This window comes from Flavobacterium sp. HNIBRBA15423 (assembly GCF_052655965.1).
Window position 1 is genome coordinate 2877227 of sequence record NZ_CP199751.1, and the last position, 25641, is coordinate 2902867.

The window sequence follows — 25641 nt, forward strand, 5'->3', positions numbered from 1 at the left end:
ATTAATCATGCTAACATTTTTAGGCTATTTACTTGTAATTTTCGCAATTGTCTTAACGGCTATTTATCCTTTTCTTCTTAAGAAACTCAGCGAAAAAGATAAAGACAACGAAAAAACTCCTTCTTATTTGAATCTTTTAACCATGTTAGATTTCAAATTAAGAGCAGGACTATTTGGATTAGGTTTGCTAATGTTGTTACTAAGCGAATCGGTAATTTTCGCTAAAGAAGGACATCAATATTATATATTAAGTCCAACAGGTGCTCGTTCTACAATCATGTCACCAGGAATTAAATTCATTGTTCCTTTTAGCAAAATTCAAGAATGGGAAAAATTCATTGACATCAAATGTGTGGCTTTAGATAAAAAAGGAAACTACAAGCAAGATGTTACAGGAATTGAAGGTATTATTCCTAATGGAATTAATGTACGATTTATTGATAAAGTAGATGCTAATGTATATGCTTCGGTTAGATTTGAAATGCCAAACGACGATATGGCTTTTATTAAATTAGTAGAAACGTATAGACAACCTTCTAACCTAATCAACAATACCTTATTGCCAACAGTTTCAGAACAGTTAAAAAACGTAACATTCATGTATTCTGCTGAAGATTATGTTTCTGGTTCTGCAACCGATTATAGAATGACTATTGAAGATGCCTTGAAAAACGGTGGTTTTGTTGTTAAAAAAGTAGAAGTGAGAGATACAATCTATAATGAAATTGGTGTAGATTCACTTCTTAAAAAGAAAAGAGGCATTAAAGAAATTAATAAGTTTATTCGAAATGAAAAAATCTTTGTTAATGGTATTCCTAAAAGAATTCCTCATGAAATTAATGTCAATAAGATTGTTACCGCTCAAGTAATTATTGACGATGTTGACTTGAATAAGGCTTTTGAAGATAAATTAAAACAACAACGCGATATTTCTGCTGAAAAAATTATCGAAATTCAAAAAGTAGAAACGGCTAGAGCAGCTCAACAACGTATTGTTGCTGAAGGGGAAAGAGACAAAGCAGCTGAGCGTGTAAAGCAAGAAAAAATGCAAGTGAATACTTTAATTGCTATTGAAACAAGAGTAAAAGAAGAAGAATCAAATAGACAATTAGCTGAAATTGCCGTAAAAACCGCAGAATTAGAAGCTAGAGCTTTATTAATAAAAGAAAAAGCACAAGCAGATGCTAACCGACTTAAAGTAAATGCAGGATTAACACCTCAAGAGAAAGCACAAATTGAGAAAGAAACACGTATTGGCGTGGCTCATGAGTTGTCTAATATGCAAGTTCCTGCAAATATGATTATTTCTGGAGGGAATGCAAATGGCAATACAACTGAATCTTTATTACAAATTAAACTTTTAAATGACCTTACTAATAATAAGCAACAATAAAACAAAAAGTTAATTTTAGAGTCACTCAGGAATGAGTGGCTTTTTTTATTTATATTGGCTCAAAAATAATTTCATAGACACTTTGCCGTTCTATTACTCAATAATTATTTTTGTTTGAATTATGATAAAAAAAATTGTACTGCTATTTCTTCTAAATCTATTTTTTTCTGCTAGTTGTTTTTCGCAAAAAAATACAATTAAAAAGGATTCTGTAAAAATTTACCATGACATCCATAAATATTCTCAAAAAGGTAAATTTTCAAAATTTGTTTATAGATTGTTTTTTCGTTCTTCAAAATTAAACGAGAAAATTAATAAATCTAAAGAAACTGTCGTAAAAAATGAAAAAGTAAAATTTAATGGTAAAATCATTCGAAATATAAATATAAAATCCTTAGACCCTTTTGGTTATTCAATAGATGATTCTACTAAAATTCCTAAAAACAATTTTGAAAAATTTGGAAATGCCGTACATATAAAAACAAAGAAATTTACTGTAAATAATCTTTTGCTTTTTAAAAAAAATGACATTTTCGACAACTTGATTATTGAAGAATCTGAACGACTTATAAGAGACCAACGTTATATTAGAAAAGTAATTATCAATCCTAAATTAATAAGCAAAGATTCTGACTCTATTGATGTAGATGTTACACTTTTAGACTCTTGGAGTATAATTCCTAATGGAAGTCTTTCATCGAATCAAGGGAGTTTTTCTCTTCGCGAAAGAAATTTACTTGGATTAGGCCATCAAATAAGAGGAAACTACAAAGAACGTTTTTCTGATGGTTATAAAGCTAAATCTGGAGCATACTCGATAAACAATATAAAAAACAGTTACATTAGTTTTAATGCAATTTATGACAATGATTTTGACAATAATACCAGGCGAATTGTTTCAATAAACAGAAGTTTTTTCTCTCCATTAACAAAATGGGCTGGAGGATTATATTTTGAAAATAGATTACAAAATGAACCATTCATTGTAGCTAACGATAGTATTGTTACAAATGCACTAAAATCGGAATTTCAAGAATATTGGATTGGAAGATCTTTCAAATTATCCAATAAAAACGATTATAATAGTAGAACTACAAGACTAATAACTTCAATTGCCTATAATAAAAAAATATTTTTACAAAAAGCATCCGAAGAATTTGATCCAACATCTTTTTTCTCAAATGAAACAAATATTATTTCTCAAATTGGGGTTGTTTCCCAAAAATATTACAAGGATAGTTTTATTTTTAATTATGACATAGTAGAAGATGTTCCTTATGGAGAAATAGCAGCAATTACTGTTGGATTTCAAGATAAGAATGAGTTAACCAGATTGTATCTAGGAAGTAAATTAGCATATGGTAGAAAATATTCATTTGGTTATTTAAGCAATTCCGTTGAATGGGGCAGCTTTTTTCATAATGGTGATTCCTACCAAAATACTTTTAAAATTGAACTTAACTATTTCAGTCCTCTATTTCATATTGGAAAATGGAAAACTAGACAATTTATTAAACCTTCTTATGTATGGGGAAACAATCGTGATGTATCTCAACGAGATTTAGTTAATTTAGAAGGAAACAATGGAATTATTGGCTTTACAAATTTACTTAGAGGAACTCAAAAATGGGTTTTATCTTTACAAACTCAAACCTATTCTCCAACGAGTTGGAAAGGCTTTCGCTTTAGTCCTTACTTAAACGTTACAATGGGCTCAATTTCAGAAAAGAATCAGGATTTAATTAATAGCAAAGTGTATTCCAAAATTGGAATTGGCTTACTAATAAACAATGATTATTTGATTTTTAATAGTTTTCAAATTTCATTTTCCTACTACCCTACTATTCCTTTTGAAGGGACAAATATTATTAAAACAAATTCGTTTGAAAATGATGACTTATCATTGCCACAATTTAGACTTTCAAAACCTTATCATATTAGATATCAATAAAATATTCTTTATTTAACAGTTATACTTATAAATTATATTACTTTTGCCGCTAATTTATTTTTTACAAATTACTTTCTTATAAAGTATTTTATCTCTTTTGAATATGAATATGAAAAAAATTGTTGAGTACAGAAAACTACTTAACGTTACTAAAGATGTAACTCTTAGCGAATTAAAATCGATCTACAGAAAAAGTATGAAAGAAAATCATCCTGATAAATTTACGGATGAAGAAAAAAAGAAAGAAGTGGAAGCAATAAGTACGCTAACAATTGAGGCTTACCATTTTTTAGTTAGTGTTGCCAATGAAACTCTTGATAAAGATAAAGAACTTTATTTAAAAACAACTTCTTCAGTCAATATTGAAGATTTTTATATGGACAATAATGTTTTATACATACAGTTTTTAGACGGAAATAAATATGAATATTTTGGTGTTCCAAAAAACACTTATGTAAAAATGATAAATGCCGAATCACCAAGTCGTTTCGCAAGAAGACACATTTATTCAAATTTTTTATACCGAAGTGCTTCTAAATTAGTTGCAGCCGAATAAATTTTCATAATCAGAATAAAACAAAAGAAGCTACCCTTAACTTGGGTAGCTTTTTTTTAAATTTGTTTATAAAAAACAAACTTAACAAAACAAACTCTAAACTATCTTTACCAAAGTTAACTTGTTTTATTCTAAAAAAAAATACGTATAAATACGTATTTTTGATGTTTTTGACTACGTATTTATACGTATCTTGTTATACCTAGTAGCGTTTTTTTAAATTTCTTCAAGCGCGATTAATTGATATTTTAATGCAAAAATCACAACTCCAATAAAATTTTTAGTATTAGTTTTTTCCATAATATGTTTTCTGTGTGTTTCAACAGTTCTCACATTAATGTTTAAAATTTCAGAAATTTCTTTACTGCTTTTTCCGTTAGAAACCAATTTAATAATCTCAATTTCTCTTGTCGTTAAACAGTTTTCATCAATTTCAGCAAAAGAATCATATAAACTAGGTATGTTTTTCTTTTCCCAAAGTATTACTTCACGAATTACTGAACCTAGCTCATTTCCAAAATAATATCCATTTTCTTTGATACTAATAATAGCTTTCTGAAGTTGATCAGGATCTGAATTTTTTGTAAAAAACCCATGAGCTCCTAATTCCATAACTCTGTGTATACTTTCTTTTGTTGTAAGTTGCGAAATAATTAAAACATAAATAGTAGGATATTTATCTCTTAGCACTCTACACGTTTGAAAACCGTCCATTTCTGGCATTTGTATATCCAATAGTACTAAATCAATCTCATACTCATCAATGTTGCTTAAAAACTCTTTACCATTATTAGCTTGAAAAACAACATCAATTTCATCAAATGAATTCAGTAAATGGGCTAGACTTTTTCTGAAAAGTTGGTGATCATCTACTATTGCTACCTTCATTCTATCTAATTTTTACCGAAATTACAAATTCATTTCCTAAAATTGGTTGATTTTGTTTAAAAATTGCATCAATTACTTTCAATCTAGAACTAATATTCTTTAATCCAGTCCCTTTTGAAATCAAATACATCTCTTTAAAATTAAAAGGAGTTCCATCATCTTTTATAAAAAAAATGTAGTTATTTCCTTCCTGTTTTATGGTAATTTCACAAGATTTCACATTACCATATTTTATCATATTAGTCGTTAATTCTTGTACAACTCTAAATAATTCATAAGACATTTCATTAGGTAAATCAATCGATTTCTCCTTTGTATTTATAGAAAAATGAGTTGAAGTTTTTGAATTTAATCTTGAGAAGTAATCCTGAAGTGTTATTAAAAACCCTGATGTTTCCAGTAAAGGAGGCATTAATTTATAAGAAACTAAGCGTGTATTCTCAATTGCAGCTTCAACACCTATTTTGATATCATCATATAGTGCTTTTTTCTCTTGAGAAGTTTCATTTTTATAAAGTACAGATAAAAAATTTCTTATAGCGTTCAAATCACCAGAAACACCATCATGAATATCCGCAGCTATACGCTTACGCTCTTGTTTTTCAGACTCTAATGACGTTTTAAGAAGAAGTTCTGCTTCCTTTCGTTTCATTTTCATGACATACGTCTGATAAAAAACAGCCAAAAATAATAAAAGCAAAACTAAAATAACAATTAGTCCTGTTCCTACAAGTATTAATGTTCCAACTTTATTCGTGCTTTCCAAACTGTAAAAATTAATATTAATCTCAGAAAAAAACCAAAGATAACTATTAAAATCCAAAACTTATCTCTACTTATCGAATCATCAAAAAACATATAATCGCCCATTAAAAATACCAGAAAAGTTCCAGTAAAGTAGATTAATAAAGCCGAAATATAGTAAAAACTTGACCTAAAATACAAGGGTTTGTCATCCATTCTTTTAAAAACCTCTATAAACCAAAGAAAACTACTTATTATAACTATTGAAGTTATTGCTACATTAAGTGGTAATTCATTTAAACCTATTTTATCAGGTGACCAATTAATTAATAAATACACATATAAAATGAAGTAAAATATAGCATAAATAACAAAAAACTTTTTATAATTTAATAATTTGTAATAAAAATATAAAACTGTATAAAACTCTAAAAAGGAATAAATCCTAAACCAATATTTTGTACTGCCTTTAAAAATCGAATAACCAAACAATTCATACAAACTTCCAAAAGCTAATAAAACAATAAATGGTAAAAAAAATACTGTTTCTATATTTACTTTTTTATGATATATATAAATTATCAAGGGAAAAATACCAATGAAACAAACAAAGTTAACAAAATTTAAATTTTCCATAAACATAATAAATCGAACCTTTTATATATATAAAAAGAGAACATGCTTTCCAGCTAGTTCTCTTTTTTTTTATTAAATTAATAAAAATTATTTATGGAATGGGCTAGTTGGATCGCACTCATCTGGGCAAGGTTTTAATTTATCTATAATAACACCTGTAGACATATCTTTACCCGCAGAATCAACACCTATTAAAACTGGTGCTATCCTTCCTAAATTAGTATCATATCCATTATAAATACGAACACCAATGCAATTTTCTTGATTGAGAATAAGATTAAGAGTATCAACTCCTACAAACGAACATTTAATCTCATTTGGAAATCTAGTTTTAAAAGCATTTACTAATGCTTGTGCCTCTGATAAGCTAATTTCTGAACCTGAATTTGAACAAATAGACATAATTTTAAATTTAAGGGTTAAACAGCACTAAAATAACATTTTTTTAACAAAAAAACACGAAAAATTTACTTTTTTTAAGTTTTTTTTAATAAAAATTAGGCTTAAAAGTAAATTTTTACGTTAAAAAGAAAACTGGACTATGAGTTAAAGATTTTATTATGAGTATTATAAGCTAAAATCATTTAAACAAAACTTCTATGAAAAAACAATGATTTTGATATTGCCCATATTACTCTTATTGCGATAAAACTAAATGAAAAGGAAATAAAATACTTAAAATCATAATCCAGTAAAAAATTTATTAACATGGCAAATGTTAAATATCCTATAGAACAAATCATAGAATTTATAAATATTCCTGAAGGATTGCCTATATATCTATTATTTTTATTTGAAAAGAGTAACAAAATAGTTGATACACTTATGTTCATTAAAAACCACATTAATGACATTAAAAAACTAGCTCCTAGTATAAAGTAAAATTTTACGTCTAAGAGATAATTATCATCAATCATTAAAAACAAATCTTGTTTAAAAAGAAAAAATGCAATTAAAAAATAATACGTTTGACCAAGCACAGAAAAAAATACGGTCCTCTTATTAATTTTTAAATCTTCAATTATTGTTATGAAACTCATTATATCTTTTTTTTAATTTTTTAGTACAATCTCAACTTCTCAAAGCTAAACACAAAAACAAGACCAATCAATACGTATTTATACGTATTTTTGCCCTTTTTTAGTACGTATTTTTACGTATTTTTCCATTTTTGTCGGATTTTTTGAGCTTTAATGCACTAAATTTTAATCTCTATTTTGAAAAAAATATTTCGCATTTTTAAGTATATTTGATATACTAACCAATAAAATTATAGATTATGAATTTTTTAGCCATTTTAGTTGCAGCATTAAGTACTTTTGCTCTTGGAGCAATTTGGTATAACCCAAAAGTTTTTGGAACCGCTTGGATGAAAGAAGCTGGTTTAACCGAAGAACAATTAAAAAAAGGAAATATGGCAAAAATCTTTGGATTTGCATTTTTCTTTGCCATTCTCATAGCTTTTATTATGCCCACTCTAGTAATACATGAGATTGGTGCAGTACAAGCCGCTGGTGGTAATGAAGCAGATCCTGCTTTAATTGAATTTTTAAAGGTACATGGTGGAAAGTTTAGATCATTTAAGCATGGTGCTCTACATGGATCCATTTTAGGAGTGTTTTTAGCACTACCTATTCTAGGTACTACTTTTCTATTTGAACAGCGCTCTTGGAAATACATCTTCATTCATGCAGGTTACTGGATAGTTAGTTTTGCAGTAATGGGTGCTATTATCTGCGGATGGAAATAAAAATATTTGTCAATTAATTAACATTTTATTATACCTTAATCGTCCTATTTTTGCAGGACGATTTTTTTATTTTGGAAAACATTACATTTAAAATATATAGTAATATAAATTCCCTACCCGAAAATTGGGATACTGTTGCTGCATCAAATCATTTTTTACAAAAGCCTTATTTAAATGTGCTACAACATACAGCACCAGTAAATATGGAGTGCTTTTTTATTGGCATATTCGATTCGCTAGAATTAATTGGAGTTTCAATTGCTCAATACATTAATGTTGACCATCTTGAGTCATTTGGTGAAAGAGATCATTGCCTAAAAACTTATGTTCGTAATTTCGTTTTTAAAAATTTCTGTTCTCACGTACTATTCTTGGGTAACAACATGATTACTGGAGAAAATAGCTTTGTCTTTGAGAAAAAAGTACCTGCTAAACTAATTAGCAAAATATTAATCGATTGCACTCAATCTCTCATTACCTACTTTAAAAATAAAAAGATAAAAATTCACATTGTAACTTATAAAGATTTCTACAAAGCATTTACCAAGGAACTTAAAGAATATGATTTTCACTCCATGTATGAATTCAATACACAGCCTAATATGATTTTTAAGCTAGAAGAAGAATGGAAAAATGGGAATGATTATATTAATGCTTTAACCAAAAAATATAGAGATCAATATAAAAGGGCTCATAAAAAAATTGAAGGTATTACGACTTCCGAACTTACTTTAGAAGAAATTATCCATCATGAAGAAAGAATATATGAGTTATATCATTATGTGGCTGTTAATGCTCCTTTTAACACCTTTTTCTTATCTAGAAATCATTTCTCTTTTTTTAAAAAACAATGTGGAAAACGATTTAAGATTTTTGGGTATTTCAAAAATGAAGAATTAATAGGTTTTCATACCATTCTATTAAACGAAAACACACTAGAAACTTATTTTTTAGGTTATGATGAAACTCATCAAAAAGAACATATGCTATATTTAAACATGCTTTATAACATGACTGCATTTGGCATTGAAAATAACTTTAAAAAAATTATTTTTGGAAGAACTGCCTTAGAAATAAAAAGTTCAATTGGTGCAAAACCCATTGAAATGTCTGGATTTATTTTTCATACAAACTATTTCATAAATTATCTAATGCCAAAAATTTTCAGTAAATTAGAACCAGAAGTTAGTTGGCAACAAAGGCATCCTTTTAAATAATTCATTCGAAAATAGTAATCTCAAATTTATTTTTAAACTTTTATTAAGGGACTGCCACTTTCATTTGTCCAGGTAGAATAGTAATATCTAGTTTATCAACTTCACCACAATATTCTCCATCTATTTGAAAACTTATTTTTTTTCTAGTAGTAATTATAGCCTTTTCGGTTGAAAAAATAACAACTTCTTCTGAATTTAATAGAATATTACCTGTTACAATTTTTCCCACAACAAATACATCTAAATTTTTTAACACAACAATTTCAAATTTTCCGTCATTAATTTTTCCATTTGGATTTATGGTTACACCAGTTCCATATTTTTGAGAATTGGCAATTACAATCATTTTTGCCATAGTTTTTACAAATTGACCATTCACTTCAATAGTAGCTTCAAAAGGTTCTTCCGATTCCATTAAAGTAGAAATCACCTGCAAAGCATAACCTAGTTTTCCTCTTGTATCGCCATTTTCATAATTTTTAACTAACAAAGCATTTAACCCCACATCACTTAAATGCAAACTTTTCTTCCCATTGATGGCAACCATATCAATTTCCATATAATCATTTTGAAAAGCTACTTGCAAATTTTCTTCAAAAGTTGATGGTAAATTCAAATCAATAGACAATCCGTTTGCTGAACCAGCAGGAATAATTCCAAAAATTACATTTTCATTTTCTAAAGCTTCGCCTACCATTTTTATAGTTCCATCACCACCAGCAATAATAATTCTTAAAGGTTTATGAATATCATAAAGCTTTTTTATTTCGTTTTCATCATTAGTACCAGAAGTTTCATAACTAACCATATCTACTTCTAAATGTGTAGCAAAGTCATGAATTTGTTCCAACATTTGTGTTTTGTCTCTGTCTCCAGAAATAGGATTCACCACCAATAAATATTTCTTTCTTGTAGACATATTAGTCATTTACTAATTAATTTGTAATTTGTAAAACTTTAACTCAAATGTATAAAATTAAATGAAGCCAGTTTTAAAATTATATCGTGGCTATGCAAATAATCAAGAACTAATTGTAATGGGGCATGTTTTTAAACCTAACACTATTGCAGATTATGATTTTCAAAAGAAAAGCTTTAAAAATGCAAGATCAATAATTAGGTTATTCCAAGTAAAAACACAACCAAATGCAGATGTATATTTAAAACTAGATAATGAAATTATTCATACTAAAACACTAGAAGATGGTTATTTTAAATTTTGTATTCCTATAAAAGAATCCCATACTTTTGGATGGAAAGATTATACGGTTTTCATTACTCATAATGAAGAAAAAATTGAGGCAACTTCTAGCTACATAAAGCCTACCATAGGAAAATTTGGATTTATCTCAGATATTGACGATACTTTTTTAATTTCACATACTAGAAATCCTTTAAAAAAAATATATATATTATTGTTTAAAAATGTAACTAAACGAAAGGTTTTTGAAGATGTAGCACAACATTATCAAGCTTTACAAACTGCTGGCAGAAATGACAAAAAAGAAGAGAACGCATTTTTTTATGTATCTAGTAGTGAATGGAATTTATATGGTTTAATAATACAATTTTCGATTATTCATCAATTACCAAAAGCTGTTTTACTTTTAAAGAACATTAAAACTAGTTTAACTCAATTGTTTTTTACAGGTCGTGGTAATCATAATCACAAATTTGAAAAAATAAAACATATTTTAGAATTTTATCCCAACTTAAAATATGTCTTATTAGGTGATGATTCACAGCATGATCCTAAGCTTTATGAATCCATTTGCAAAATTTTTCCTTTACACATCAAAGCAGTTTACATTCGTCAAGTAGGTGCTTCAAAAAAAACAAAAACGCTTAAAATAATAGAAAATATGGCTAATTTAAATGTAGCTACTTGTTATTTTAAATCCAGTAAAGAAGCTATTGCACATTCTAAGGAAATTGGTTTGATTGAGTAACTTTTATAGTTTATAAAAAACCAAATAAAACTTGTGCAACGCAACTAATAGCAATAAAGTACCGTAAAAATCAACATTTACACAGTCTCATTTAAAAATCTGCTTCATATCCATGTCCGTTTTTTCCATAGAAAATTAACCATTTTGCTAAAGAATAAACAATATGCAGTTTACTTTCAATACTATCTTCCTCTACATCTGGAGGAATTCTTTGGGATTTTAAGAATTCTAAGTTATGTTGTTTGGCTAAATTGTCTGCTATTTCCATAAGTCTGTTTCCATAGTCTAAAGTTTCGTCTGCCATTTTAGTGTGCCACGCTTCCTCTACTAAATCTTCTCCTAAAATACCTATACAATCTTGAAGAAATTGTCCTCGAAATACATTTTCGTCCTGTCCAAATGAAATGTAAACAGGAACACCATCTTGTTCTTTTGCAAGTTCAATAACATAAAAACCTTCATGTTCTTTTAAAAACTCGTCTAATGGTGGTTTCTGTTCTAGCTCATTGTATTTGCCTTTTATCCATTCATCAGCCTCTTTGTCTTGCCCAACTCTTGGAGCTTTAATAGTTTCATAAGTCTGAATTTGATTTGCAAACCATTCCTGTAATAACTCCTCTTTCGTCGGATACTTTTTCCCTTTAAGTTTGTCAAAGAATGAGGGTTGAGGAAAGTCATTCTTAGATAGTATTTCAAATATTTCTATGAAACGTTTTTCAAATCCTGCTTTAGGCTTCCCCATTGGTCGCATATCTAATCCCATATGTTTGTCTTTATATGATTGTTTTTAAAATTTGCCTAAACAGATGCTTATTTAGAGCGAGTATCTATTTTAAAAAAAACAAATATAATATTTCTAATAAAATTAAATCAAAACATTTCAAATTCTCCTAGTTACCAACAATACTGGTGCTCGTTTGCAACGAGTACCTACTTTCTATAAAAAAACAAATACAGCGTTTGCAACGCGACTACTTGCAATATTTTACCATAATGGCTCAACATTTACATTGCAAAAAACTTTATTCTCTTCTTCATAATTTCTGTAACTACTATTTACATAATCCCTTTCATGAAATACTATTTGTGCTTCAACAGGATTGTAATGAATATAATGTATTCTTTGTTCTATTTTTTCTAAAGTATCTAAAACTACAGGATGAAAACCATCTTGCCATAATTTATAGTTCTTTGCTCTACCCGTTTTTTGCGCTTCATAATTAAACTTTCTTAGCAACCATTCTCTCCTACTTTCTGGATGCTCTTTAATAGCTTCAATAATTTTTTTTGAAGTATGCTTTTTAAAATCACGAATTATATTTTGCAATTCACCATCTGGTGCTGTTAGAATTAAATGGATATGACTCGTCATATAAACATAAGCATGAACACTCAATCCTCTCTCTTTAATGCAATAATTTAATGAATCATCTAATATAGCACAATAAATAGGTCTAATTAAAACATCAACCCAATCAACTACTGTAATTGTTACAAAAGTTGGGATAGTACTATCTATAACTTTATATTTTTCTGACATCGATTTAAAAAAACAAATATATTATTTCTAATGAAATTATAGCACAATTTTTCATAGCACAAACTAGGGCTCGTTTGTAAAACAGTTAATTGGCAAAAAACACTATAAAGAGCTACGTTTTCATTACAAAAAAATCGGAATTGTCACAACAACTTTTATACATAATGCTTGTAGTAAGCCGCATTGCAAACGCTACATTTGAAGTTAAAAGAAAATAGATACTCGTTGCAAACGAGCACCAGATTCGGGGACTTTTTCATTACAAAAAACTCTATAATTGTTGCACAACCTATTATACATAATTCTTGTAATAAGCCGCGTTGCAAACGCTACATTTGAAATTAGAAAGACAGTAGGTACTCGTTGCAAACGAGCACCAGATTCGCACTAGATTCGTGTTTTTATATTCAATACTGTACTCAATACTACTTAATTTGCATTTTTACTACTTGAATAGTACTTTCATGTACTTGATTTATGTTTCAAGCTACTTGAATAGTATTTCCATGTACTTGATTTATATTTCAAACTACTTGAATAGTACTGCAACTTACTTGATTGGTCTTTCAACCTACTTGAATGAGGTTTCAAAATGCTTGAATAGTACACTAATCTACTTGATTTGTGTTTTGGAACGCTTGAAACCTACTATAGTTTATTTGATAGTTGTTTTGAAGTACTAAGTTGCTATTCCAAACGACTAATTCAATTTATAAGACTAATTCCTAGCCCAGATTAAAATGAAAAGCTTTTTGAAAAAGTCGTTTTAGATTTTCTTGCTTTTAAAAAGCGACCTAAGAAGCTCTTTTAAAAGCATAGAAAACTAAACGAATTTGAGAAAACTTGTAATGGAAAGCTGGAAATAGCTTCAAGAGAAAGTTGTAGGTTGTGGGTTATATGTTATCTGTTTACTGCTAATCACTAAGAACTAACCACTGGGCACTAACTACTTAAACTATCTATCTCTTCCTGAACTATTTCCCAATCTTCTAACAACTGATCTAGTTCTTTCTTTTTCTTCTCATAAGCTGTAAAAAAAGCTGCATTTTCAATTAGTTTATCATAATTAGAAGCTAATTCTTTATCGTCTTTTTGAATATCAATTTCTAATTGTTTTATTTGACTTTCTACCTTACTCAAACGATTTTGCAACGATTTTTGCTTTTTTTGTTCTTCATACGAAAGCATTTTTGTTTCTTTCGTTTCTGGCTTCAAGTTGTTTTTAGCTTTAACTTGATCTTTTGTTTCAAAAGCACGCATGTCATTAGCATTTCTTTGTTCTAAGAAGAAATTGATATCGCCTAGATATTCTTTTATCTTTTTATCTTTGAATTCGTAAGTTACATTTGCTAATCCTTGTAGAAAATCTCTATCGTGAGAAACTAACAATAAGGTTCCTTCATATTTTGCCAAAGCTGCTTTTAAAACGTTCTTAGACTTAATATCTAAGTGATTGGTTGGCTCATCCATCAAAAGCACATTTATAGGCTGTAAAAGTAGCTTACAAAGCGCTAAACGGTTTCTTTCTCCTCCTGAAAGCACTTTTACTTTCTTTTCTACATCATCTCCTCTAAAAAGGAAAGAGCCTAACATATCACGAACTTTAGAACGATTAGAATCTAACGCTGATTCTAGCATAGTATCTAATAAGGTTTTTTCACCATCTAAATATTCGGCTTGATTTTGTGCGAAATATCCTAGTTGTACGTTGTGACCAAGTTTAATATCACCTTGATATTCAAATTCGTTAACAATAGCTTTTATAAATGTGGATTTTCCTTGTCCATTTTGTCCTACAAAAGCAATTTTACTTCCTCTTTCTACCAATAATGAAATGTCTTCTAAAATAACTTTATCTCCATAAGCCTTAGTAACATGCTCTGCTTCTACCACAACTCTACCTGGTGTTTGTGAAACTGGAAAAGAAATATTCATTACCGAATTATCATCTTCATCTACTTCAATACGCTCTACTTTATCTAATTTCTTAATTAAAGATTGAGCCATAGATGCTTTTGAAGCTTTAGCTCGGAATTTTTCAATTAATTTTTCGGTTTCTTCAATTTTCTTAGCTTGATTTTTTTGGGTAGCCAATTGCTTTTCGCGAATTTCACCACGAAGTAATAAATATTGCGAGTAGGGTTTATTGAAATCGTAAGCTTTTCCAAGTGAAATTTCGATAGTTCTATTAGTTACATTGTCCAAAAACATTTTATCGTGAGAAACAATAACAACAACTCCAGGGAAATTTCGTAAAAAACCTTCTAGCCAAATGATACTTTCAATATCCAAGTGATTCGTTGGCTCATCTAGCAATAAAATATCATTAGACTGAAGTAATAATTTAGCTAATTCAATACGCATTCTCCATCCACCAGAGAATGTACTGGTTAGATTATTAAATTCTTCCCGTTTAAATCCTAAACCTAAAAGAATTTTTTCGGTATCACCTACATAATTATACCCTCCTAATATTTCATAATGATGTGTTACTTCCCCTAATTCTTCGATTAATTCTGAATAAGAATTACTTTCGTAATCTGTTCGAGTAGCTAATTGATGATTGATTTCATCAATACGCAATTCAGCGTTTTTAATTTCGCTAAACGCTTGGTAAGCTTCTTCTAAAACAGTTCTTCCCTCTTCAAAATCGATATCCTGACGAAGAAAACCCATTCTAACTTCTTTTTCTGTAGCAATTACACCAGAATCTGGCTTAAAATCACCTGCTAATATTTTTAACATGGTCGATTTTCCTGCTCCATTTTTTCCCACTAGTCCAACTCGATCACCAGAACCTAATCGAAAAGTCACTTCTTCAAAAAGATAAGTTCCACCAAATGAAACTGATAAATTATGTATGTTTAACATGATTATTTTGTTACTATTGTTACACAATTAAAATAGGCAATTTGTACCTTTGTGTAAATATTTTGCAAATGTTAAAAAAAGGAACGAAAATAAATAGCATTTTAACAGGAAGTTGTCCTAAATGTCAAGAAGAAAGTATGTATGAGGATAAAAATCCTTATAATTTAGTGAATATTTATAAAATGCATGAAAAATGTAGTCATTGTCATACTAGATATAAAATCGAACCTTCGTTTTTTTATGGAGCTATGTATGTGAGTTATGGTGTTGGTATTGCATTTGCAGTTGCTGCTTTTGTAATTTCAAAAATATTCTTAAATTCTTCCTTATTAACTTCATTTTATGCCATTATTGGAACATTAGTGGTTTTTATGCCATTTATCATGAGAATTTCAAGAAACATCTGGATAAACATATTTGTTCATTATGATAAAGATTGGAAAACAAAAGTAAAAGGATAATTACAATAGATTTCTTTTTTTATAAAAACGAATGATATCAATTTCTTTTTCAAGATTCTTACCTGTTTCTATATGTTCAAAAAGTTGCTTTGCAAGGAATGGTGCCAACATAACACCTCGTGTCCCTAATCCATTTAGAATATGGAGGTTTTTATATTGGTAATGCGTTCCAACCAATGGTCTTCTATCTTTGACTGTTGGGCGAACACCTGCAAAATGCTCCACTATATCAAAATCACAATTTATAACTTCTTTTAATTTTTCAACTAATTCTTTTTTACCATTTTCCGTTGGGACATTTGTTTTATCAGACCAATCATAAGTTGCGCCTACTTTATACATATCATTACCTACAGGCAAAATAAAAATACTAGACTTAATAGTAACATCAATCTTTAAGTCTGGAGATTTTATAATTAGTAATTCTCCTTTAGTTCCATCTAATGGTAAATCATTAAAGAAAGGATTAGAATGCAGACCAAAACCTTCAGCAAAAATTATGTGAGTATATTTAATTCCATTATAAACAACATGATTAGTATTGAATACTATTTTGTTATAATCGAATCTATCAGAAATGAATAATTGCAGGTTTTCTAGATACTTTGCATAATTTGTAACTAACGCTTTAACATCTAAATAGCCTGTCTGCAAAACTTCTCCATAACCATAAGATGATTTTACAGATGGAAAAATATTTGATAACAATTTAGTAGAAAGAAAGCTAGATAAATTAGGTTTATCGGCAGCAGTGAACCATTCATTTTGTTCTTCAACAGAAGTGAATTTTCTATAAACAGGGATTTTATAATCAACTTTTAATTTTAATTTCTCTTCAAGTGAAGCATAAAACGGAACAGCTAGTTCCAATTGCTCCTTAGCTTTCCAAACTTCACTAAAACGCTTTAAAACAACAGGATTATACAATCCACCAGCAATCTTGGAAGAAGGCTGAGAATTATCATCACAAACTAAAAAGGTTTTATTATTTTGTAAACAAAATTCAGAGAAACAACATCCTGCAATACCAGAACCAACAATTAAATAATCTATCATAATGCAAAAATAAAAAAACTCTTATCAAATTAATGATAAGAGTCTATATTAAAATTGGAGAAATTTTATATTAATAATTCCACATATCTTGTTCAAAATTACGTAGTTTTTCTTTTACGCGTTCTGCTTCTAAAAGTTGCATTTGCGCATTTTCTTTCATGTAATCTTTAATTTGACGATCTCCATAAACATTTTCTTCTTGATAAATCACTGCATTAAATCTTCTTGAATTTAACAAATGATCAAAAGAAAAAGGCATCGCAGAATTTTTATTATTAAACGATTTAGCTTCATGTAAAACATCTCTTACAGCAGGGAAATAAACCCAAAATAATTCAACATCTTCTGGCTCAGCACTATTTAATGTAAACACATCTGGTACAACTGGACAAATACCCAACATACGGTATTTCATTTCACCTTGACGTTTGTCAAAGTACCAATAACCAACTGTTTTATAAGCATTAACATGAAAAGCTTCAATTTCTGTTTTAACAATATACTCTTCAGGAATAGTTTCACCTGCATTGAAATACTCTCTACCTGCATCTGTTGTATCAATAAAAACTAAAGACGCTTCAATATCACTTAAAGATTTTTTATCTGTAAAATAACTACTATCATACACCTCAGTTATTTTTCCATCCTTTATACCGTTAATTAAAACATTGTACAAAGGTTGTCTATCTGGTCCTAAATCCCCTTCAACAGGAAAATATAAAGGAAAATTTACTCTTTCATCAAGATCAACATATTCCCAAATACGCTTACCCATTAAAACGTCTCTGTCCATAACATAACCATAAGGTAATGGTTTGTCATTATCCGCTATTAATTCTGCTTCAGTTTTCTGACCAATTTGATCAGGTGTTTTTGCGTTTAAAAGATTAGATTGTGCGAAAGTAAAAGTAGAACTTAAACCTAAAGCTACAACTAACATAAAATTTCTCCAACTCATCTTTTCTTTCTTATTTAGTTTAATAATAAACTCAAAAAACAATTAATTATTGTATTTCGTATGTACAAGGAGCCGTTTTCTTCATATAAATATCGCTTCCTCTCAACTTTGTTTTAATTTCAGAAATGATAATTACATCACCTCTACTTGCTTTACCAATAGCTGCTTTAGCTCTACCATCCATTCTACTACCTGAAACTACAATAGTAGGTTGACCAGGTACTTTAATATTAAATCCAGTAACATCAATTCCTAATTCGAAATCAAAATCTTCTAATACTGCACTTACTGTAGAAACTTCTAGACTATTTTTAGGTCCTTTAGCAGCTACTTCTCCACGTACTCTACCTTGTGGACCAGGAATATCTTTAATACGAAACTCCTTTTTATCTGAAACTGAAGTACCGTCAGGTAATTTTCCAGTAACATTAATAGTTACCTCTCTACCTTTACCAGGACTCATATTATATTTTCCAGTACCAGATGCTTTAGATAAACCTGCTGCAGATGCATTTACATTATTATCAGAAACTCCAGCAAATGAAATTGTCATAGGGTTAACAACACCTCTATAAACTACATTCATTTTATCAGCTGAAATAGTTGCTGAATTAGGCTTAGGTACTACTGTATAAGTAGACTCAATTGGTAAATCAAAAGAATTACCATCAAAGTCTGTAAAAGACATCTTACCAGAAATTTTTTGTTCACCAACATTTCCAGCAGGGAATTCTAAAATTGTTTGACCCTCTTGCATTGCTGTAGCAGGTAATTCTTTACCATTCACAACCACTGCATTAGCCTTTAAAGTTTTATCTTTTTTACCTAATATAATTTTACCTTTAAACTGTTCTCCACTAAAGAAAGCAGTCTTGTCAGGAATTACAATTGCATCAAAATTAGTTAATGAAGCCTCTACTTTTAATTTCTCTTGAACCATTGCATTCAATACATCAGCTTGTGTCTTTCTAATATCAGCCTGTAAAGCCGTCAATTTAGTAACAGAAGCTACCATTGGATAACCTTTATAATGGTAATCCATCCAATTAACCTTAATACCATCTCTGTTAGCAACAGGTTCTGTTGAAAAAGAAGAATTAACAGATTTTACTACTTCAGTATATTTCTTTTCAGCACCTAAAGCATTAGCAACACCTTCTCTATATTTTTTCATTTGATCAAGAAACTTTTGACCTTCTGGTTTAAGTTTATCTCCAATAAAAAACTTTTCGTCTAAAAAGTCTGGCTTATCTTGAACTTCATAATCCTTTGGATTTTCAACAGTCGCTAACATTTCTTTTTTCAATCCTTCAATATAAGAAAAGAATTCATTAGATAAAGTTTGAACTTGATTAGCTTGTTTCACTAATGGAGCAAATTTCTCTGGTTGAGATTCCATTTGCTTTTCCATTCCTTTCATATCTAACTCAATTCTATTCTTAGCATCTTCATTAGAAACTGTAAACTTTTCAGTCATCAAACCAAAAGCTGACAACACTTCTTTTGACATATTCAAAGCTAACATCGCAATGAAAACCAAATACATCAAGTTAATCATCTTCTGTCTAGGGGTTAATTTTCCTCCTGCCATTTTTAATTAGTTTTTTAAATTAATAATTTTTGTTAATTAAATGATAAAACTAATTATCCTCTTGTATTCATAGCAGACAACATACCTCCATAAACAGCATTTAATGATGCGATGTTAGAAGTCATAGACTGCATTTGTTCTTTTAATTTAGATGCATTATCTGCAATTTCTTTATTTGCTTCAGCATTTCTTGAAGCACTTTCTAATTGTACTTTATATAAACTGTTTAAAGCCTCCATTTGAGCAGCAGCTTGTGATATTTCGTCAGAATATTTCTTTTGAGATGCAATTGAATCTACAGTAGGAGAAATACTTTTTGCAGCACCTTCAAAGTTTTTAATACTATTACCTAAACTTTCCATTAAAGCCCCATCAATTTTAGCTTCTTTTAACATAGAATCTAATTTTTGAGACAATAATCCTTGAGCTTCAGCAGGATTTTCAGTTTTTTTCTTGCCATTTGATTCACCGCCAGCAAGTTCTGGATATACTAATGACCAATCAAGTTCTTTGTCAACTGGTTCAAAAGCAGATAATGCAAAAATTAAAGCTTCCACTACAAGCCCAATTGTCAACATTACATTTCCTGTTAAAGGTCCAATCTCAAAGTGAATAATTTTAAATAATGCCCCTACGATTACAACTGCTGCACCCATTCCGTAAGCGAAATTCATCACTTTTTTGCTTAAAATTGCCATAATAAATAATTTTTTTAGTTAAGTTAAGTTTGATTTATATTTAAAAATTGGTTAAAATACTATTTAGGGCTAGTTGCTGTTGCTGCTGTACCCATGTAATCTTGAACTGTTCTGAATCCAATATAACTTCTAGCAGAATCAGCATACTCAAAATCACGAGTAGAAACTTGTAAGAAATAGGCAACATCTTTCCAAGAACCACCACGTACAACTTTTCTTTGATTTTTACGATCTGCAACATTTGGATTCATCGTAGAAACGAATTCATATGCTGTAACATCATAAGCTGACTCAGTCCATTCGGAAACGTTACCAGCCATATTATATAAATTGAAATTGTTTGGCTCGTATGATTTAGCTTCAACAGTGTATAAAGCACCATCAGCTGCATAATCACCTCTATTAGGTTTAAAGTTAGCCATAAAACAACCTCTATCATTTTTAGCGTAAGGACCACCCCAAGGGAAAGCTCCTGATTCTAAACCACCTCTAGCTGCGTATTCCCATTCCGCTTCAGTAGGTAATCTAAATGAGTTTACTTGATCTCTTCCTTTTTTCTTTTTAATATACGAGTTTTTATATAGAGTTCTCCATGCGCAAAATGCTTTAGCTTGATTCCAAGTAACTCCTACAACAGGATATTCAGCGTAAGCTTGGTGCCAAAAATAGTCATTATGCATTGGCTCATTATAAGAATAAGCAAAGTCTTTAATCCAAGCAGTAGTATCTGGATAGATTTCAATTGGTGGACTTTCTTGATACAATCCTTCACGTCCTTTTTTAGTAACTGCTTTATTCCAATCTACTTCTCTATATCTAAATTTTAATTTAGAAACATCAATTGTTTTCAACCCATTATATGATTCTGATTCAGGAAGATACATTGAATCCATAACTTCAACATAATACTCATCTGGGTATTTCTGTGGGTCATTGATTAATTTTACTTTTCTGTTAAGTTTTCTACCTGCATATTGATCTTCTTCAGTACCAATACTGTAGTAGTTTTCATACATGTATTTATCATATGGAGACATTTCTTCCACATTAGCGTCAGCAAAAGCATAGTCACCAATGCCACCACCACCTTCAGTCGCTGTTTGCCCTACTTCATCAGCCAACATAGCTAATCTAGTTCTAATTGTAGAATCTTTTACCCATTCTACAAACTGTCTGTACTCTGCATTTGTAATTTCAGTCTCATCCATGTAAAATGATCGCACTGTTACCGTCTTAGTTGGAGCATCTTGAATATTAGCCAAATCATCATCTGACTTCCCCAGAATAAATGCACCACCTGGCACTAATGTCATCCCATAAGGTTTTTCTGGATGCCATTTTTTTCCTTTTACACCTACTAGTTCACCTCTATCGCCTTTACCACAACTGGCAAACAATGATAAGATTGCTGTAAATACAACTAACTTCTTCATATAAATTTGGGTTAATATAATTTCACTTTTAAGGGCGTAAACCTATTCAATAATTTTGAAAAAAACAATTTTTTTGAAGTTTTTCTTAAAAAAATATTAAAATTAACATAATTAGAACCGTTCAACTTCACTAATCATCTTTGATTTACAATAAATTACGTCTATAAGCCTTCCACCATCTATTTGGTATTTCTTGCTCACAAGCTGCTAAATAATCATCATGTGTGCATGGTAATAACGTATTTCTTTTCAATTTATTATTCTTATTGTCTAAAAAAGGTATTTCAATCCACCATCTATCCGTTTTATTGCTCTTAAAAAAGATTAATTCTTCTTCTTCTACCAACACAATATATTTTAAATACTTCTCTTTAGTACCAAACGGATACTCTTTTGAACGAAAACAAAAACCTTCAATAAAATACCAAACCATTTGAGCAATCAATATAGATTCATTAACTGTATCATTAAAATCAAAAACTCCAAACGATGATACTTTATCACTAATACCAGAATATCTAGCTAAAGTACAAATTTCTTTTCCATTAAACCCATTTGGATTAAAATTTAAATAATTTCCAGAAAAAGAAGATTGCACTGAGCTCATGTCTACACTAACAACATCTGCATCTCTAAAAACAGGTTCAGCTATAGCTATTTTATTAGATACTTCCCCTAAACGATAAGCATCAAAATATAATTTTTCGATTAAATCTATTTCTTCTTGAGAGTTATAATATGTTTGATAACCAATATTACTAAAATTAAATAAATTATTTGGTTCATCAACAATTATTTTTGTCAAAAATGATTTATTTAATTCTACATTTTCTTTCGCAAAATCAAATTGACTATCTATAGTCACTAAATTAATCATTTGATCTAAATTATCATAAGCTCTATAAAGCGCATAAGTTAAATCTTGACTTCCTCCTATAATAATAGGTATAATATTCTTTCTTAATAAATCTTCATTTATTGTTTTTACTAAGAAATAAGTATCCTCTATTGTTTCTCCATACTGGATATTTCCTAAATCTGCAATTGACACATTCCAGTTTCCTGGAAATAAAGAGTAGAAGCTTTTTCGAAACGTATCAAATTCATTCACATTATTCTCTACTCCTTTTCCTCTATTTTCATTAACACAAATTATTGCTATTGCAACTTCATCTAAATCAGGAAAATTGTTAGCCGTATGAAAAAACACTTTTCTTCCTAATGTTTGATTAGATAGCGTTTCTTTAAAATCTATAAAACTAGTAGTTACTGGTTGTAAAAAATCGAAAACCATTATCTATTTCTTTTTAGATGTTGCTTTCTTAGCTGGAGTTTTTTTAGTAGACTTTTTAGCTGGTGCTTTAGCCTCAATCAATTCTTTAACTTTATCCAAAGTTAATTTTGAAGCATCTACATCTTTACTCAATTCTATTTTAATCTTACCTTTCAATATCACAGAACGTCCCCAACGTGCTTTTTCAACCCTAATACCTTCTTCTTCCCAATTATGAATAAGTTTATCTTTTTCTTTTTGCAATTTATCTAAAATAAGCTCTTTTACTTCTGCTTGAGACAAATTATCAAAATCATATTTTTTACTCACATTAATAAACATTTCATTCCACTTAATAAATGGTCCAAAACGTCCTACTCCTTTTTGAACAGGCAAACTATCATAGGTTGCAATTGGAGCATCTGCTTTTTGTTTTTCTTTTATTAACTCGACAGCTCTATCTATAGTAACATCTAAAGGTTCTTCTCCTTTTGGAAGTGAGATAAACATTTTACCAAATCTCACATAAGGGCCGAAACGACCATTATTGACTTCTACATCTTCTCCTTCATATTGTCCTAATGATTTTGGCAACAAAAATAAAGTTAAAGCATCTTCTAAGGTTATTGTTCCAATATTTTGCTCTGGTAACAAACTTGCAAATTGTTTTTCCTCGTCTTCTTGTTCTCCAATCTGAACCATAGGTCCAAACTTCCCTAATCGAACAGAAACTTGTCTTCCACTTTCTGGATGTTTTCCTAAAATTCGCTCTCCAGTTTCTCTTTCTGCATTTTTTTCAACATCTACCACATTAGGATGAAAATGCTTGTAAAAATCATTCATCATTTTTACCCAATCTTCATTTCCTGACGCTATTTCGTCAAAATCTTGTTCAACTTTAGCTGTAAAATTATAATCCAAAATCGTTTTGAAATTGGTAACTAAAAAATCATTTACAATTATACCAATATCTGTTGGTACTAATTTTCCTTTATCTGAACCTGTATTCTCAGTCAAATCTTTTGAAGTAACTTTTCCTGCTTCTAAAACCAACTGATTGTATTTTCTTTCTTGCCCTTCAAAAGTTCCTTTCTCTACATAGTTACGATTTATAATTGTTGAGATAGTTGGTGCATAAGTAGATGGACGACCAATTCCTAATTCTTCTAATTTCTTCACCAAAGAAGCCTCAGTATAACGACTTGGAGGTCTTGAAAAACGTTCAGTAGCAGTAATATAAGCATTTGCTAATTTCTCATTCACTTTCATTGATGGCAACATTCCTTCTTGTTCTTCTTCATCGTCATCATGTCCTTCTAAATACACTTTTAAAAAGCCTTCAAACTTGATTACTTCACCTGTTGCTATAAATAAATCACTATGATTATTGGCTTCAATTTTTACATTTGTACGCTCTAATTGTGCATCACTCATTTGTGAAGCCAACGTTCTTTTCCAAATTAAATCATATAAACGAGCTTGATCTCTATCTATATCTACTGTATGACGTGACATATCAGTTGGACGAATAGCTTCGTGAGCTTCTTGAGCACCTTTTGATTTTGTATTGTAATTTCTTGGCTTACTAAATTCTTTCCCGTAATAACTTTCAATCTCAGCTTGAGCAGCATTCATAGCATCATTAGAAAGATTCACACTATCTGTCCTCATATAGGTTATCAATCCTGCTTCATACAAACGTTGTGCAATTTGCATTGTAATACCTACTGGCAAATATAATTTTCTTGCAGCTTCTTGTTGTAATGTTGAAGTAGTGAATGGAGCTGCGGGTGATTTCTTTGTCGGTTTTGTTTCTAAATCCGCTACTTTATAAGTAGAACCTATATTTTTTTGAAGAAAATCTTCTGCTTCTTTTTTTGTACCAAAATTTTTAGGCAATTTAGCTTTAAAAGATTTTCCAGATTCGTTTGTAAATTCTGCAATTATAGAATAAGATGCTTCTGAATTAAAATTTTGAATTTCTCTTTCTTTTTCTACAATCAATCTAACTGAAACAGACTGTACTCTACCTGCTGATAAACCTCCTTTAACTTTTTTCCAAAGTACAGGAGACAACTCATACCCAACTAATCGATCTAAAACTCTCCTTGCTTGTTGCGCATTAACTAAATTATAATCAATAGTTCTTGGATTTTCAATTGCTTTTTGAATGGCTGTTTTAGTAATTTCATGAAAAACAATACGTTTTGTTTTGTTTTTATCTAATTTTAATTCTTCAGCTAAATGCCAAGCTATTGCCTCTCCTTCTCGATCCTCATCGGATGCTAACCAAACCATTTCGGCAGATTTTGACAAATCTTTTAATTTCTTAACTAAAGCCTTTTTATCACTAGACACCTCATACTTTGGTTTAAAACCATTCTCAACATCTACACCAATTTCTTTGGAAGGTAAATCAGCAATATGTCCAAAACTAGACTCTACTTGATAATCCTTTCCTAAAAATTTTTCTATGGTTTTTGCTTTTGCAGGTGACTCAACGATAACTAAATTCTTTGCCATGTTCCAATTTTATTTGTGGCAAAAGTAGGGGTTTTTTTTAAAAGGATAATATTTTTTAAGATTTCTATACAAATTCATAAAAATCAATAGATTAAGTTTCTTATTCATAATTTAATTATATTTGTAGTCTATTAACCAATTAATTATTAACCA

At 29.6% G+C, this 25641-nt stretch carries 23 protein-coding genes; 8 read left to right on the forward strand and 15 right to left on the reverse strand.

All coding sequences use genetic code 11. The annotated features are described in order from the left end of the window. Positions 1–7: 7 nt before the first annotated feature. The 3 genes from ACULEV_RS12960 (at position 8) to ACULEV_RS12970 (ending at position 3900) form a co-directional block, all read left to right on the forward strand. On the forward strand, positions 8–1393 hold the full coding sequence (locus ACULEV_RS12960; protein ID WP_445455470.1) for a hypothetical protein: 1386 nt from the start codon (positions 8–10) through the stop codon (positions 1391–1393). 121 nt (positions 1394–1514) lie between these two features. Beyond that, positions 1515–3344 carry a hypothetical protein gene (locus ACULEV_RS12965; RefSeq protein WP_445455471.1) on the forward strand — a complete coding sequence of 610 codons (1830 nt, stop codon included), beginning with the start codon at positions 1515–1517 and terminating at the stop codon, positions 3342–3344. A gap of 109 nt (positions 3345–3453) precedes the next feature. Next, on the forward strand, positions 3454–3900 hold the full coding sequence (locus tag ACULEV_RS12970) for a KTSC domain-containing protein (RefSeq protein ID WP_445455472.1): 447 nt from the start codon (positions 3454–3456) through the stop codon (positions 3898–3900). 216 nt (positions 3901–4116) lie between these two features. Here the strand turns inward: ACULEV_RS12970 and ACULEV_RS12975 are convergent, their stop codons facing one another. The 4 genes from ACULEV_RS12975 to ACULEV_RS12990 form a co-directional block, all read right to left on the reverse strand. After that, the gene (locus tag ACULEV_RS12975; protein ID WP_445455473.1) at positions 4117–4788 is read right to left on the reverse strand and encodes a response regulator; all 672 of its coding nucleotides are present in this window, start codon (positions 4786–4788) and stop codon (positions 4117–4119) included. 1 nt (position 4789) lies between these two features. Beyond that, a complete protein-coding gene (locus ACULEV_RS12980; protein WP_445455474.1) occupies positions 4790–5554 on the reverse strand; it encodes a sensor histidine kinase in 765 nt (254 codons plus the stop codon). Then, positions 5524–6168: a hypothetical protein gene (locus ACULEV_RS12985; RefSeq protein ID WP_445455475.1), complete on the reverse strand. Its 645-nt coding sequence runs from the start codon at positions 6166–6168 to the stop codon at positions 5524–5526. Before ACULEV_RS12985 ends, ACULEV_RS12980 begins: the two co-directional genes overlap by 31 nt. An 87-nt stretch (positions 6169–6255) precedes the next feature. Continuing rightward, entirely contained in the window at positions 6256–6570 is a 315-nt protein-coding gene (locus ACULEV_RS12990) for a hypothetical protein (RefSeq protein WP_445455476.1), read from the reverse strand. A 306-nt stretch (positions 6571–6876) separates the two neighbouring features. On the opposite strand from ACULEV_RS12990, the gene ACULEV_RS12995 reads away from it, so the two are divergent. The 3 genes from ACULEV_RS12995 to ACULEV_RS13005 all read left to right on the forward strand — a co-directional run bounded on the left by ACULEV_RS12995 (position 6877) and on the right by ACULEV_RS13005 (position 9135). Further along, positions 6877–7050: a hypothetical protein gene (locus ACULEV_RS12995; RefSeq protein ID WP_445455477.1), complete on the forward strand. Its 174-nt coding sequence runs from the start codon at positions 6877–6879 to the stop codon at positions 7048–7050. A 397-nt stretch (positions 7051–7447) separates the two neighbouring features. After that, positions 7448–7918, forward strand: a complete 471-nt coding sequence (locus ACULEV_RS13000; RefSeq protein WP_445455478.1) for a DUF1761 domain-containing protein — start codon at positions 7448–7450, stop codon at positions 7916–7918. A gap of 71 nt (positions 7919–7989) precedes the next feature. After that, positions 7990–9135 carry an 8-amino-7-oxononanoate synthase gene (locus ACULEV_RS13005; RefSeq protein ID WP_445455479.1) on the forward strand — a complete coding sequence of 382 codons (1146 nt, stop codon included), beginning with the start codon at positions 7990–7992 and terminating at the stop codon, positions 9133–9135. Positions 9136–9178: 43 nt separating this feature from the next. Here the strand turns inward: ACULEV_RS13005 and ACULEV_RS13010 are convergent, their stop codons facing one another. Continuing rightward, positions 9179–10054, reverse strand: coding sequence for a diacylglycerol/lipid kinase family protein (locus ACULEV_RS13010; RefSeq protein WP_445455480.1), 876 nt, complete (start codon positions 10052–10054; stop codon positions 9179–9181). A gap of 61 nt (positions 10055–10115) precedes the next feature. Here ACULEV_RS13010 and ACULEV_RS13015 point away from each other — a divergent pair, with 61 nt between their 5' ends. Continuing rightward, the gene (locus tag ACULEV_RS13015) at positions 10116–11084 is read left to right on the forward strand and encodes an App1 family protein (RefSeq protein ID WP_445455481.1); all 969 of its coding nucleotides are present in this window, start codon (positions 10116–10118) and stop codon (positions 11082–11084) included. A gap of 91 nt (positions 11085–11175) precedes the next feature. On the opposite strand, the gene ACULEV_RS13020 is transcribed toward ACULEV_RS13015, so the two are convergent. From ACULEV_RS13020 to ACULEV_RS13030, 3 genes are all read right to left on the reverse strand, one after another. Beyond that, positions 11176–11847: a hypothetical protein gene (locus ACULEV_RS13020; protein ID WP_445455482.1), complete on the reverse strand. Its 672-nt coding sequence runs from the start codon at positions 11845–11847 to the stop codon at positions 11176–11178. A gap of 222 nt (positions 11848–12069) precedes the next feature. Beyond that, positions 12070–12624, reverse strand: coding sequence for an REP-associated tyrosine transposase (locus ACULEV_RS13025; RefSeq protein ID WP_445455483.1), 555 nt, complete (start codon positions 12622–12624; stop codon positions 12070–12072). 942 nt (positions 12625–13566) lie between these two features. Then, a complete protein-coding gene (locus ACULEV_RS13030) occupies positions 13567–15495 on the reverse strand; it encodes an ABC-F family ATP-binding cassette domain-containing protein (protein WP_445455484.1) in 1929 nt (642 codons plus the stop codon). Positions 15496–15563: 68 nt separating this feature from the next. Here ACULEV_RS13030 and ACULEV_RS13035 point away from each other — a divergent pair, with 68 nt between their 5' ends. After that, entirely contained in the window at positions 15564–15956 is a 393-nt protein-coding gene (locus ACULEV_RS13035) for a DUF983 domain-containing protein (RefSeq protein ID WP_445455485.1), read from the forward strand. Here the strand turns inward: ACULEV_RS13035 and ACULEV_RS13040 are convergent, their stop codons facing one another. The 7 genes from ACULEV_RS13040 to topA form a co-directional block, all read right to left on the reverse strand. Continuing rightward, complete coding sequence (locus tag ACULEV_RS13040) at positions 15957–17012, reverse strand: NAD(P)/FAD-dependent oxidoreductase (RefSeq protein ID WP_445455486.1); 1056 nt, start codon at positions 17010–17012, stop codon at positions 15957–15959. It lies immediately after the preceding gene. A 70-nt stretch (positions 17013–17082) separates the two neighbouring features. Further along, the gene (gene porN / locus ACULEV_RS13045) at positions 17083–17970 is read right to left on the reverse strand and encodes a type IX secretion system ring protein PorN/GldN (RefSeq protein ID WP_445455487.1); all 888 of its coding nucleotides are present in this window, start codon (positions 17968–17970) and stop codon (positions 17083–17085) included. A 46-nt stretch (positions 17971–18016) separates the two neighbouring features. Then, positions 18017–19561 (reverse strand): type IX secretion system motor protein PorM/GldM, encoded by a 1545-nt coding sequence (porM, locus tag ACULEV_RS13050; protein ID WP_445455488.1) that lies wholly within the window; start codon positions 19559–19561, stop codon positions 18017–18019. Positions 19562–19614: 53 nt separating this feature from the next. After that, the gene (gene porL, locus ACULEV_RS13055) at positions 19615–20259 is read right to left on the reverse strand and encodes a type IX secretion system motor protein PorL/GldL (protein WP_445455489.1); all 645 of its coding nucleotides are present in this window, start codon (positions 20257–20259) and stop codon (positions 19615–19617) included. 59 nt (positions 20260–20318) lie between these two features. Continuing rightward, complete coding sequence (porK, locus tag ACULEV_RS13060) at positions 20319–21692, reverse strand: type IX secretion system lipoprotein PorK/GldK (protein WP_445455490.1); 1374 nt, start codon at positions 21690–21692, stop codon at positions 20319–20321. Between the two features lie 145 nt (positions 21693–21837). Beyond that, positions 21838–22986, reverse strand: a complete 1149-nt coding sequence (locus ACULEV_RS13065; protein ID WP_445455491.1) for a formimidoylglutamase — start codon at positions 22984–22986, stop codon at positions 21838–21840. A gap of 3 nt (positions 22987–22989) precedes the next feature. Further along, on the reverse strand, positions 22990–25488 hold the full coding sequence (gene topA, locus ACULEV_RS13070) for a type I DNA topoisomerase (RefSeq protein WP_445455492.1): 2499 nt from the start codon (positions 25486–25488) through the stop codon (positions 22990–22992). Between the last annotated feature and the right edge of the window lie 153 nt (positions 25489–25641).

Excerpts from the sequence above, each read along its gene's own strand:
- ACULEV_RS12985 (WP_445455475.1), bottom strand. The coding sequence starts at position 6,168 with ATGGAAAATTTAAATTTTGTTAACTTTGTTTGTTTCATTGGTATTTTT.
- ACULEV_RS12995 (WP_445455477.1), top strand. The coding sequence starts at position 6,877 with ATGGCAAATGTTAAATATCCTATAGAACAAATCATAGAATTTATAAAT.
- ACULEV_RS13000 (WP_445455478.1), top strand. The coding sequence starts at position 7,448 with ATGAATTTTTTAGCCATTTTAGTTGCAGCATTAAGTACTTTTGCTCTT.
- porN (WP_445455487.1), bottom strand. The coding sequence starts at position 17,970 with ATGAGTTGGAGAAATTTTATGTTAGTTGTAGCTTTAGGTTTAAGTTCT.
- porM (WP_445455488.1), bottom strand. The coding sequence starts at position 19,561 with ATGGCAGGAGGAAAATTAACCCCTAGACAGAAGATGATTAACTTGATG.
- ACULEV_RS13020 (WP_445455482.1), bottom strand. The coding sequence starts at position 11,847 with ATGGGATTAGATATGCGACCAATGGGGAAGCCTAAAGCAGGATTTGAA.
- ACULEV_RS13065 (WP_445455491.1), bottom strand. The coding sequence starts at position 22,986 with ATGGTTTTCGATTTTTTACAACCAGTAACTACTAGTTTTATAGATTTT.
- porK (WP_445455490.1), bottom strand. The coding sequence starts at position 21,692 with ATGAAGAAGTTAGTTGTATTTACAGCAATCTTATCATTGTTTGCCAGT.
- ACULEV_RS12960 (WP_445455470.1), top strand. The coding sequence starts at position 8 with ATGCTAACATTTTTAGGCTATTTACTTGTAATTTTCGCAATTGTCTTA.
- ACULEV_RS13025 (WP_445455483.1), bottom strand. The coding sequence starts at position 12,624 with ATGTCAGAAAAATATAAAGTTATAGATAGTACTATCCCAACTTTTGTA.
- porL (WP_445455489.1), bottom strand. The coding sequence starts at position 20,259 with ATGGCAATTTTAAGCAAAAAAGTGATGAATTTCGCTTACGGAATGGGT.
- ACULEV_RS13040 (WP_445455486.1), bottom strand. The coding sequence starts at position 17,012 with ATGATAGATTATTTAATTGTTGGTTCTGGTATTGCAGGATGTTGTTTC.
- ACULEV_RS12990 (WP_445455476.1), bottom strand. The coding sequence starts at position 6,570 with ATGTCTATTTGTTCAAATTCAGGTTCAGAAATTAGCTTATCAGAGGCA.
- ACULEV_RS12970 (WP_445455472.1), top strand. The coding sequence starts at position 3,454 with ATGAAAAAAATTGTTGAGTACAGAAAACTACTTAACGTTACTAAAGAT.
- ACULEV_RS12965 (WP_445455471.1), top strand. The coding sequence starts at position 1,515 with ATGATAAAAAAAATTGTACTGCTATTTCTTCTAAATCTATTTTTTTCT.
- topA (WP_445455492.1), bottom strand. The coding sequence starts at position 25,488 with ATGGCAAAGAATTTAGTTATCGTTGAGTCACCTGCAAAAGCAAAAACC.
- ACULEV_RS13015 (WP_445455481.1), top strand. The coding sequence starts at position 10,116 with ATGAAGCCAGTTTTAAAATTATATCGTGGCTATGCAAATAATCAAGAA.
- ACULEV_RS13035 (WP_445455485.1), top strand. The coding sequence starts at position 15,564 with ATGTTAAAAAAAGGAACGAAAATAAATAGCATTTTAACAGGAAGTTGT.
- ACULEV_RS12975 (WP_445455473.1), bottom strand. The coding sequence starts at position 4,788 with ATGAAGGTAGCAATAGTAGATGATCACCAACTTTTCAGAAAAAGTCTA.
- ACULEV_RS13030 (WP_445455484.1), bottom strand. The coding sequence starts at position 15,495 with ATGTTAAACATACATAATTTATCAGTTTCATTTGGTGGAACTTATCTT.
- ACULEV_RS13010 (WP_445455480.1), bottom strand. The coding sequence starts at position 10,054 with ATGTCTACAAGAAAGAAATATTTATTGGTGGTGAATCCTATTTCTGGA.